The organism is Mycobacterium sp. 1081908.1, from assembly GCF_001673535.1.
Classification (GTDB): Bacteria; Actinomycetota; Actinomycetes; order Mycobacteriales; family Mycobacteriaceae; genus Mycobacterium.
In genome coordinates, this window is record NZ_LZLY01000134.1 from 1 (window position 1) to 10,937 (window position 10,937).

A 10,937-nucleotide genomic window follows, 5' to 3' on the forward strand; every position below is an offset into this window, starting at 1 on the left:
GCCCGGTACGCGCCCTACGTGGAGAAGCTGCTGCTCGACGGCGCCCGGTCCAAGCTCACCCGCGCTGCGCTGGAGACGCTGGCCGTGGTCGCCTACCGCCAGCCCGTGACCCGCGCGCGGGTCAGCGCCGTCCGCGGCGTCAACGTCGACGCCGTCATGCGCACCCTGCTGGCCCGCGGCCTGATCACCGAGGCCGGCGTCGACGACGACACCGGCGCGACGACCTTCGCCACCACCGAGCTGTTCTTGGAGCGCCTGGGGTTGGAGTCGCTGGGCGACCTTCCCGACATCGCGCCGCTGCTGCCCGACGTCGACACGATCGAGGACCTCAGTGAATCCCTGGACAGCGAGCCACGGTTCATCAAACTCGCGGGCGGTTCGGCGTCCGAGCAGTCGCTGTCCTTCGATGTGGACAAGGATTGATGGCCGAAACTGAAGGGGTCCGGCTGCAGAAAGTCTTGTCCCAGGCCGGAGTTGCCTCGCGGCGGGCGGCCGAGAAGCTGATCATCGACGGCCGGGTCGAGGTGGACGGGCAGGTGGTGACCGAGCTCGGGACGCGGGTCGACCCGGACGCCTCGGTGATCCGCGTCGACGGGGCCCGAGTTGTCGTCGACGACTCGATGGTCTACCTGGCACTGAACAAGCCCCGTGGCATGCACTCGACCATGTCCGACGAGCGGGGCCGGCCGTGCATCGGCGACCTGATCCAGCGCCGGGTGCGGGGCAACAAGAACCTGTTTCACGTCGGGCGGTTGGACGCCGACACCGAGGGCCTGATCCTGCTGACCAACGACGGCGAGCTCGCGCACCGGTTGATGCATCCCTCCCACGAGGTGCCCAAGACCTATCTCGCGACGGTCGCGGGGACGGTGCCGCGCGGGCTGGGCAAGACGCTGCGGGCCGGAATCGAGCTGGACGACGGCACGGCGCGCGTTGACGAGTTCGCCGTTGTCGACGCCATCCCCGGTAAGACGTTGGTGCGCTTGACATTGCACGAAGGACGGAACCGCATCGTGCGCCGGCTGCTCGCGGCCGCCGGCTTCCCGGTGGAGGCGCTGGTGCGCACGGACATCGGCGCGGTGACGCTGGGCGACCAGCGCCCGGGCAGCATCCGGGCGTTGCGGCGCGACGAGGTCGGTGCGCTCTACAAGGCGGTCGGGTTATGAGCGGCGTCGTCGTCGCCATCGACGGCCCGGCGGGAACCGGGAAGTCCTCGGTGTCAAAGGGTTTGGCGCAGGCGCTCGGCGCCCGCTACCTGGACACCGGGGCTATGTACCGGATCGTGACGCTCGCGGTGCTGCGCGCCGGGGTCGACCCGTGCGATGTCGATGCCGTCGCGGCCCTTGCCTGGACGGTGCCGCTGTCGGTGGAGGGCGATCGCTACTTCCTTGCCGGCGAAGACGTTTCGACCGAGATCCGCGGCGACGAGGTCACCCGCGCCGTGTCGGCGGTGTCATCCGTCCCGGCCGTGCGGGCCCGGCTGGTGGAGATGCAGCGGGCCATGGCCGAGGGGCCGGGCAGCGTCGTCGTCGAGGGCCGGGACATCGGAACTGTGGTGTTGCCCGACGCGCCGGTCAAGATCTTCCTGACCGCGTCGGCCGAGACTCGGGCGCGACGCCGCAACGACCAAAACGTCGCGTCGGGCCTCGCCGACGACTACGGGGGCGTGCTGGCCGACGTGCGCCGGCGTGACCACCTGGACTCCACCCGGGCGGTGTCGCCGCTGCGCGCGGCCGACGATGCGGTGGTCGTCGACACCAGCGAGATGAACGAGGCACAGGTGATCGCGCACCTGCGTGAGCTGGTGCGGCAGAAGAGCGGGGCGGTGCGATGACGTCCGACGGCACTTGGGCTGACGAAAGCGACTGGGAGCTCGGCGATTCCGGCCTTTCGGATATCGAGGAGGCCGGGCCCGCGCCCGTCGTCGCCGTGGTGGGCCGGCCCAACGTCGGCAAGTCGACCCTGGTCAACCGGATCCTCGGTCGGCGCGAGGCGGTGGTGCAGGACGTCCCGGGCGTGACCCGCGACCGGGTGTCCTACGACGCGCTGTGGACCGGGCGCCGGTTCGTCGTGCAGGACACCGGGGGATGGGAGCCCGACGCCAAGGGCCTGCAGCAGTTGGTGGCCGAGCAGGCGTCGGTTGCCATGCGCACCGCCGACGCGGTGATCCTGGTGGTCGACGCGACAGTCGGGGCCACCGCGGCCGACGAGGCCGCCGCCCGGATCCTGCTGCGCTCCGGCAAGCCGGTCTTCCTGGCCGCCAACAAGGTTGACAGCGACAAGGGCGAGTCCGACGCCGCCGCGCTGTGGTCGCTGGGGCTCGGTGAGCCGCACGCGGTCAGCGCGATGCACGGGCGCGGCGTCGCCGATCTGCTCGACGAGGTGCTGGCCGAGCTGCCCGAGGTGTCCGAGGCGGCGCCCAAGTCGGGCGGGCCCCGGCGCGTGGCGCTGGTCGGCAAGCCCAACGTGGGCAAGAGCTCGCTGCTGAACAAGCTTGCGGGAGACCAGCGTTCGGTGGTGCACGACGTCGCCGGCACGACGGTGGACCCGGTGGACTCGCTCATCGACTTGGGCGGCAAGGTGTGGCGGTTCGTCGACACCGCGGGGCTGCGGCGCAAGGTCGGCCAGGCCAGCGGTCATGAGTTCTACGCGTCGGTGCGCACGCACTCGGCCATCGACGCGGCCGAGGTGGTGGTCGTGCTGATCGACGCCGCCGAGACGCTGACCGAACAGGATCAGCGGGTGCTGTCGATGGTGATCGAGGCCGGCCGCGCGCTGGTGCTGGCCTTCAACAAGTGGGACCTGGTCGACGAGGATCGCCGCGATCTGTTGGAGCGCGAGATCGATCGCGAGCTGGCGCAGCTGCGCTGGGCGCAGCGGGTCAACATTTCGGCCAAGACTGGCCGCGCCGTGCAGAAGCTGGTGCCGGCCATGGAGACCGCGCTGGAATCCTGGGACAAGCGGATCTCCACCGGCCAGCTGAACACCTGGATCAAGGAGGTCGTTGCGGCCACGCCGCCCCCGGTGCGCGGCGGGAAGCAGCCGCGCATCCTGTTCGCCACCCAGGCCACCGCCCGGCCGCCGACGTTCGTGCTGTTCACCACCGGGTTCCTGGAGGCGGGGTACCGGCGCTTCCTGGAGCGGCGGCTGCGCGAGACGTTCGGGTTCGAGGGTTCGCCGATCCGGATCAACGTGCGCGTGCGGGAGAAGCGGGGAGCCAGGCGCCGCTGAGGGCCGGCGGGGTCTCTCCGGACCAAGCGGCGATTCTCGAAAGCGATAGCGCCCGCGATATCACCGTGCCCCTAATCCTGCGATACGGGATATGAAAGCTACATCACAGGAACAATCGTTGACTTCGCCTGACGCTCCGCCTTAACCTCTCTTGTATATCGGGTTGAAATACCCGCATCGTAGGAATTACGGAGACAGCGATGAAGCTGTTCAGCGTCGAGGACAAGTCGATTCTGATCACCGGCGCGACCGGCGCCCTCGGCAGCGTCGCGGCCCGGGCACTGTCCGAAGCGGGGGCCAGGCTGACGCTGGCGGGCGGCAACGCCACGGGGCTGGATGAGCTCGGCATCGACAATGCGGCCGTCGTTGCCCGACGCCCCGAAAGCCCCGCCGACGCCCAGGCCATCGTGGAGGCGGCCGTCGCCGAGCACGGCCGCCTCGACGGGGTCCTGGTTGCCTCGGGCATGAACCACGTCGCGCCCATCACCGAGATGGCCGTCGAGGACTACGACAAGGTGATGGGCGCCAACGCGCGCGGCGCCTGGCTGGTGTGCCAGGCGGCCGGCAGAGTGCTGTTGGAGCAGGGCACCGGCGGCAGCGTCGTCCTCGTCTCCTCGGTACGGGGCTCGCTTGGCCACCCCGCGGGCTATAGCGCGTATTGCCCGTCCAAGGGCGCCACCGACCTGCTGGCCAAAAGCCTGGCCGCCGAATGGGGTCCGGACGGCATCAGGGTAAACGCGCTCGCCCCAACGGTTTTCCGCTCCGAGGTGACCGAGTGGATGTTCGCCGACGACGAGAAGGGCCGCCAGACCCGCGAGGCGATGTTCGCGCGAATCCCGTTGCGCCGCTTCGCCGAGCCCGACGACTTCGTCGGCGCCCTGATCTATCTGCTGAGCGACGCGGCGAGCTTCTTCACAGGCCAGGTGATGTATCTCGACGGCGGCTACACCGCCTGTTAGTTCGAAAGGAAATCATGAGTATCAGTTGGCCCCTCGGCGACGCCGAGTCGAAGTTGGAGTTCTACGACCTGTCCCATCCCTGGGGGCTTGGCGTGCCGACGTGGCCATACTTCGATGACGTCAAGATCGAGCGGCTGCACAACATGGCCCGAAGCCGGGTGCTGACCCAAAAGATCACCACCGTAATGCATTCCGGCACCCACATCGACGCGCCCGCGCACGTCATCGAGGGCACACCGTTTCTGGATGAGATCCCGCTGAGCGCGTTCTTCGGCACCGGCGTCGTCGTGTCGATCCCGAAGAAGAAGTGGGAGGTCGTCACCGCCGACGATCTAGAGAAGGCCACACCGCAGATCCGGCCCGGCGACATCGTCATCGTCAACACCGGCTGGCATCACACCTACGCCGACAGCGCCGAGTACTACGCCTACTCGCCGGGCTTCTACAAGGAGGCCGGGGAGTGGTTCGCGGCCAAGGGCGTCAAGGCCGTCGGCATCGACACCCAGGCGCTGGATCACCCGATGGCCACCGCGATCGCCCCGCACGGCCCGGCCGAGCACACCGGTGGCCTGTTGCCTTGGGCGGTAAGGGAATACGAGGAGGAGACCGGCCGCAAGGCGCTCGACGACTTCCCGGAGTGGGAGCCGTGCCACCACGCGATCCTTTCCGAGGGCATCTACGGTTTTGAGAACGTCGGGGGAGACCTGGACAAGGTCACCGGCAAGCGCGTCACGTTCGCCGCGTTCCCGTGGCGCTGGGTGGGCGGCGACGGCTGCATCGTGCGGCTGGTAGCGATCGTCGACCCGACCGGGACCTACCGCCTCGAGACCGGCGAAGCGGCGTGACTTCCGACGGCGGCATCCAGGTCATCGCGCGCGCGGCCGAGATCATGAGGCTGCTGCAGGCGCACCCCGGTGGGCTGAGCCAGGCGGAGATCGGCGAGCGGCTTGGCATGGCGCGCTCCACGGTCAGCCGGATCCTGGGGGCGCTGGACGACGAAGGCCTGGTGGCCTCGCGGGGGGCGCGGGGCCCGTATCGGCTCGGGCCCGAGATCGCGCGCATGGCCGCCACCGTGCGGCTGGGCGTCGTGATGGACGTGCACCCGTTCATGGAAGAGCTGTCGCGCGAGCTGGGGGAGACCGTCGACCTGTCGATCCTCGACGGCGACCGTGCGACGTTCGTCGACCAGGTTGTATCGCCGCACCGGCTGCGCGCCATCAGTGCGGTCGGGGAGTCGTTTCCGCTGCACTGCTGCGCCAATGGCAAAGCGCTGCTGGCCAATCTGCCGCCCGAGCAGGAGGCGCAGGCGCTGCCCAGCCGGCTGGCCCGGCTGACGGACAACACGATCACGACGCCGGCAGCGCTGCGTAAGGAGCTCGAACGCGTCCGCGCCGACGGTGTCGCATACGACCGAGAGGAGCAGACCGAAGGCGTCTGCGCCGTCGGCGCCGTGGTGCCCGTGGGTGAGCAGATGCTGGCGGTCAGCGTTCCCGTGCCGGCGCAGCGGTTCTACCGCCGCGAGTCAGAGATTGCGCAAGCGCTGCTGGCCTGGGTGGAGCGGACTCGCAGGTCGCTCGGGCATTAGCAAGGTGGCGGCCCGTCTGCGGTAGGCTGTCGACCTGCTGCCGGTGATTCCGGCGGCACGCGGGCTGTGGCGCAGTTTGGTAGCGCACTTGACTGGGGGTCAAGTGGTCGCAGGTTCAAATCCTGTCAGCCCGACACTTGTCATGTCTCGGGACATCGTTGACAGGTGTCCCGAGACATGATTTACACGTTTAGCCGGTTTTCGGGGCTGTTTCCGCATTTGACGCCGCGGGGTTGGTAGTCCCTGGTGGGGTCGAGGGTGAAGTCGCGCAGTAGTTCTCCGGTGGCGGCGTTGATGATTTTGATGTTGAGGTCGTGGGCGAGGATCAGGACGCGGGTTCGGTAGTGGATGCGGCCGACGCCGATGTGGTGCAGGCGTCCGTTGGCGCGCAGGATGACTGATCCGGCTACCACGTCGTACATGCTGTTGCCCTTGCACTTCTTACGCGGAATGCGAAGGACTTGTCAGTTGTACTCAGAGGCACAGGGCACGGATGCGGCGATCTATTGACTAAATCGAATCACGTCGAAGATCGTTGTGAGAAAGCCGCGGAGGCGCACAGCGACCGACGCGATCAATGCCACGACTTTGAACGCGGAGCTGCTTGTAGCAGTCTGTTTGGATAACGATTTCGTCGCGTCTGGAGAACTGTTAACAGCGCCCGTGAAAGTTATCGATGTAGGTGCTAGTCCGCGGCTGATGTACTTCGTCAATGCCGCGCCCTCAACGAACTCGTTGGCCGGGTACACAGGCAGTGGCCATTTGAGCGAGCTGTAAAGATCGAATCGATGAAGGTCGTAGCACGCCACCACGAGGTCTCCATAGACCAGGGCCGCGGTCGTCATGCCTCTGTAAGCCAAGGCTGCCACGGGAACGCTTACAAGCGGAACCCACCATGAGAAATACGTCCAGCCCAGGAAAAGGACAGACCATAGCCAGATCTCGGCGTACAGATCGAGCACCTTGCGGCTGTCGGTGACCTCTTTGCGGGCCTGCTCCGGGAGGATTAGCCATAACCGCGGCCAGCAGACTATGGCATCGAGTCCGTAGTGATCGCGAGAGTGCGTCTCCATGGCGCGAAGCAGGTTGCCCAGCCTGGTTGGCATTCGGGTCTTCGGATCAAGAGGAGCCAAACGCCTCTTGAGATCCAGGTTGGCGTACTCTTCGAGCTCGCGCGCCGTTAGCGTCTCCGCGTGCTGCCCAAGGGCTCTATGCTGCTTCAGCGCAAGCTCACCCCACCGTTTAGCATCCGCATCCAGGCGCTTCGACCTCAGCTCCGTGAGAAGTCGTTTGGCGCCGCGAAGCGGTGCGGGCCAGTAGCCTTCGAGTGTCCTCAGTGCAAATGGGACCAGCGCCTGGATTGCGAGGCCAGATACGGTCACTGTAAGCAGACCGATGATGGTCAGTAGCGCTTGGAGTGCAGTTGATAGTGGGCTTAGACGGTGAACAAGGTCGGCCAGGGCGCCCTGAATACCACCCTTGTGAGCGCCGCCCCAAGCGAGAAGTCCGCCCAGCCAGAATACGAAAGCAGGCGACAGGACGCCGGCAATCCACCTATCCGCCAGCTTGGTTCCAAGGCCTGTCCCGAGGGTTGAGAGCATCGGCGTTAGCTATCACTTCGAACGAGTGGCACCTGGTGGGTAGGGCATACGGGTACGGGTTCACCCGCGCTGAAGCGGGGCCACGCATAGTCGCCTTGCGGGCACACATAGACCTCGGTGTCGGGCGGCTCCGGATACTTTCCGGGCATTGGCGCGTAGCCGCGCTCGCCGGCGGCAAGCGAATCTGGCAGTAGCGCATCGAGACGGACCCTGGTCGGCTCCCGTGAAACCAGGATCGCGATCAGCTGATCTTCGACAGATTCACCAGAATCTTCCCGGGCCAGCGTTTCAAAGATCTCGTCACGGATATGGCTCGCCTCGTCGACGCCGAGCGTCCGACTTAGTTCGCCATCGTCAGCGAGTTCGGCTCCAATGGTCTCGGCGATCTCCCGGATCGTAGGCATCGTGCTCCTTTAGCTCGCACCAACGTGTGCGAAAGCTGCCCAATGTCGAGGGTGCGAGTAGGTGCGGTCCTTCGGCGGTTTCCGGACCGAAGCCTGCCAGAGCTTTCGGAAGGAGTCGATAGCTTCGGTGTCATCAGGATCGCAGCGATCAAGTTGCATCGAGAACCACCGCGCCTTTTCTTCGTTGGTTGAGTCGCGCAGCCAACACTGCGCCCGGCGCAACGCATCGGCGATGGAAATCCGATCGCTGCGCCAGCAGTCGTAGAACCGGGTCATCAACATGGCCGTGGATGCGCCGTCGACAGCCCAGTTAGGGGCGATGATGCTGGGGACGCCCGCCTGAAACATCCCGGTTGGCAAGCTCACGACTTCGTCTGGTAGGTCCTCCCCGGAGCGGTTTGCCTCACATGCCGATAGCACCGCCAGGCGGCCGTTGTGTGTGGAGGTGCGCGACGAGCCGAGCGCGAAAAGGTCTTGGAGCGACAACCGCTCGTCACCCGCCATGATCAACCCAGTGTCCAGTGGAGAGTGCGGAGCGGCGACTCCGTGACAGGCGAAGTGCAGCACGTCAAAAGTTGACATCATTCCAAGCACGGCTGCGCGAGTCGCCTCAGTGGTGCGGAGTAACTGCGCATTCGGGAACACTCGACGTACGGCGAAAGCTTCGACATCGGCGGCTGGTACTGGACCCGCAGTCACGGGTTGTGGATCGTCAACGACGAGAATGCTTTCTGGCACACGTAACCCGTCGGCAATCTGACGCGCCGCTAGGAGCGAACGTGCATTTGGGGCGTAGCTGAAGGCGATTTCGTCCAATGCGTACCGACGTCCCGATGGAAAATCCGAATTACTTATCCAAGCCGCGTGCAGCGGAAGCAACCCCAGGCGTCCCGCTGGGACGAGAGTCGCTTCGCCAAAGGTCATAAGGGTCGAGAGCAACGGATCGATCACCGAGTTCCAAAGCCATGAAGCAACCGCATCGAGGGTGCCTGCCCAAAGGCCTGGAGAAAGGTGCCGGCAGGAATAGGCGGTCAGTAATGCTTGGATCTGGCGGTCGACAGCCGCTTCCGTGAGGAGCTCGAGGTGTACTACCGCGGGAGATGATGAGGCGCTATCGACCACAATCGCGGAGCCGCCCATCGGCGCTGCTGCCAGGTAGATAATGGGTCCTAACATCTCGCGCTCTTCGGAAGTCAAATACCGCGGTTTCTCTAGGAAATCACCAAAACCGGTGACTTCGCGGATGGCCAAGATAGCGCGCTCAAGTTCGTCTCGTGCGGCGCGAGCCGCCGTCGCCGTGCCCGCGACCCGCACCGCTGCCGACGCCCGTCGATATCGATCAGCGAGAGCGGGCCGGCCGGACTGCTCAAGTGCAGTTAGCTCCGCGCGATCACGTTCGAGCACTTCCGACAAGATAAATGCCCGGCCTCGCTCGATAGCCATCGCCGCATCGGTGCCCTCACCGGCCTGCGCTAGAGCGTATGCCGCGCGCGCTGCCAATCCGCGCACGCGACCAAGCCACGCTTCCTGCTCGTCTCGACCTAGCTGTCGGCGGTAGAGCTTATCTATTGCGTCGAGTGCGTACCGATACGCGCCTCCCGCCTCGCCCCACCTCAGGCAGGCGAGTGCCCAGTCGCCCCAACGGAGGGCCGCAGTGAGTGCCCATTCCAGGCCTGCTGCCAACCCCGTCTCGCAAGCTGCTTTGTAGGCATGCGCAATCAGCACGGCGTTGGACTCGGTGGCATTGAGTTCGTATGCAATCTGCAGTGATCGACCAAGGTTGTAGTAGCGAGAGGCGAGCTCAGGTGCCTGAGGATCGGTGAGTTCGATCGCACGCAGGTAGTGCGCTATCGACTGAGAAAGACTTTTGGCCTTTCTAGTTTGTTCATACAGTGCGAGCGTCGCGTTGCCTGCATTGTTGTAACGAGACGCGAGCTGCCAGTCATTCGGAGGTGAGAGCCGGATCGCTGATTCCTGGAGCGCGACCGCGCGCTTGACATCGTCAACATTGGAGGTCTCTCTGTACCGAGACAGAAGCGCGTTGCCGAGGTTTGTTTTCAGCGCGGGGTCAGACCGCGACTTCCGATTTGATCGATCTAAAATTGTCACCGCCAGATCGAGGTCGTTGCGATTTCTGGTTAATTCTCCCCGCCGCCGAAGCAATCTGGCGAGTAGTTGCTGGTCATCTTTTTCGCTGTGTACCGTGTGCTTATCAGTAATCGAGACAGTATCGATTGCTCGGTTGAGATCGTCGAATTTGCCAAAGGCCTCGAACCGCGTCGACAAAGCATCGGCCAATGTAACCCGGAACAAATTCAGTCGATCGGCGCGGGCTGCTGTGGCTGAGCGTAAACCCGACTCTGCCACTTCGACAGCACTCCGGAGATCTCGGTGATCGCCGAATTTGCGGTATCTGACGGTAAGCGCGTAGACCGCATTGTAATGCGCTAGACCTACGCTGTAATCCTTCCAATCACGCGCCGCATCTATAGCCTCGAGGTGAGATTTGATTGAATTTTCAAGATCGGCCTCATTATTAGTGAGGCCATAGCGTTCGAGATACTGTGAACCCACGTTAGTTAGATATCGGAGACGTTCCCGCCATCCGTCCGGTACCAACTCCAGGGCGTTGCACCACTGCCTGATCGCCGCGTCGAATCCATCGACTGATTTCGCGTTGGCTGCCTGCCACGAGGTGGCGATGGCGCGTCGATTGAGCATGTCGAGACGGAACGATAGCGGCGCTGCCTCGAACCGGAGGTCGGCGACGACGCTGTTCCACGCGGTCGCTAGTGCTGCCGCACTTTCTAGATCATGGTTCGTGACATATTGCTGCAGCAGCACTTGGGCGTCGGCGATGGCTTCCGTGCTCCACGCCGGCACGTCTCGGATCGGCGTCCAGCCGAGGTCGGCGTCAGGATCTGCTACCCGCGCTTTTCGTTCTCCACGCCAGCGAGGAATTCTCATGCCGCAATCATGCTGCCGCGGTGCAAGGACGATGCGCGTGTGGTTAACCGTCGATGACGTTCGCCGGGAAGGGGCAACCGGCGGGCAAGAGTCAAAAACCGCGCTTAGTCAAGACCGCGGCAGCATGATTGCGGCATGAGAATTCCTCGCTGGCGTGGAGAACGAAAAGCGCGGGTAGCAGATCCTGACG

At 64.9% G+C, this 10,937-nt stretch carries 11 protein-coding genes and 1 tRNA gene; 8 read left to right on the top strand and 4 right to left on the bottom strand.

Annotated features, from left to right (window positions below):
- The 8 genes from A5655_RS22340 to A5655_RS22375 form a co-directional block, all read left to right on the top strand.
- The coding region (locus A5655_RS22340; protein WP_197508772.1) for an SMC-Scp complex subunit ScpB at positions 1-423 on the top strand (423 nt) is incomplete at its 5' end.
- Entirely contained in the window at positions 423-1,166 is a 744-nt protein-coding gene (locus tag A5655_RS22345) for a pseudouridine synthase (RefSeq protein WP_067013861.1), read from the top strand. The genes A5655_RS22340 and A5655_RS22345, both read left to right, overlap by 1 nt.
- On the top strand, positions 1,163-1,834 hold the full coding sequence (cmk, locus tag A5655_RS22350; RefSeq protein WP_067013863.1) for a (d)CMP kinase: 672 nt from the start codon (positions 1,163-1,165) through the stop codon (positions 1,832-1,834). The genes A5655_RS22345 and cmk overlap by 4 nt, the downstream gene beginning before the upstream one ends.
- A complete protein-coding gene (gene der, locus A5655_RS22355) occupies positions 1,831-3,231 on the top strand; it encodes a ribosome biogenesis GTPase Der (RefSeq protein ID WP_067013866.1) in 1,401 nt (466 codons plus the stop codon). Before cmk ends, der begins: the two co-directional genes overlap by 4 nt.
- Before the next feature lie 200 nt (positions 3,232-3,431).
- On the top strand, positions 3,432-4,190 hold the full coding sequence (locus A5655_RS22360) for an SDR family NAD(P)-dependent oxidoreductase (protein WP_067013868.1): 759 nt from the start codon (positions 3,432-3,434) through the stop codon (positions 4,188-4,190).
- Positions 4,191-4,204: 14 nt separating this feature from the next.
- Positions 4,205-5,035, top strand: coding sequence for a cyclase family protein (locus tag A5655_RS22365; protein ID WP_067013870.1), 831 nt, complete (start codon positions 4,205-4,207; stop codon positions 5,033-5,035).
- Positions 5,032-5,775, top strand: coding sequence for an IclR family transcriptional regulator (locus A5655_RS22370; RefSeq protein ID WP_067013871.1), 744 nt, complete (start codon positions 5,032-5,034; stop codon positions 5,773-5,775). The genes A5655_RS22365 and A5655_RS22370 overlap by 4 nt, the downstream gene beginning before the upstream one ends.
- Before the next feature lie 60 nt (positions 5,776-5,835).
- Positions 5,836-5,909: transfer RNA gene (locus A5655_RS22375), tRNA-Pro, on the top strand.
- 48 nt (positions 5,910-5,957) lie between these two features.
- On the opposite strand, the gene A5655_RS22380 is transcribed toward A5655_RS22375, so the two are convergent.
- The 4 genes from A5655_RS22380 to A5655_RS27450 all read right to left on the bottom strand — a co-directional run bounded on the left by A5655_RS22380 (position 5,958) and on the right by A5655_RS27450 (position 10,663).
- Positions 5,958-6,197 (bottom strand): hypothetical protein, encoded by a 240-nt coding sequence (locus A5655_RS22380; protein WP_067013874.1) that lies wholly within the window; start codon positions 6,195-6,197, stop codon positions 5,958-5,960.
- A gap of 81 nt (positions 6,198-6,278) precedes the next feature.
- Positions 6,279-7,376 (bottom strand): hypothetical protein, encoded by a 1,098-nt coding sequence (locus A5655_RS22385; protein ID WP_156764992.1) that lies wholly within the window; start codon positions 7,374-7,376, stop codon positions 6,279-6,281.
- A 5-nt stretch (positions 7,377-7,381) separates the two neighbouring features.
- Positions 7,382-7,780 carry a hypothetical protein gene (locus A5655_RS22390; RefSeq protein WP_067013878.1) on the bottom strand — a complete coding sequence of 133 codons (399 nt, stop codon included), beginning with the start codon at positions 7,778-7,780 and terminating at the stop codon, positions 7,382-7,384.
- Between the two features lie 9 nt (positions 7,781-7,789).
- The gene (locus A5655_RS27450; RefSeq protein ID WP_197508773.1) at positions 7,790-10,663 is read right to left on the bottom strand and encodes a CHAT domain-containing protein; all 2,874 of its coding nucleotides are present in this window, start codon (positions 10,661-10,663) and stop codon (positions 7,790-7,792) included.
- Positions 10,664-10,937 lie beyond the last annotated feature (274 nt).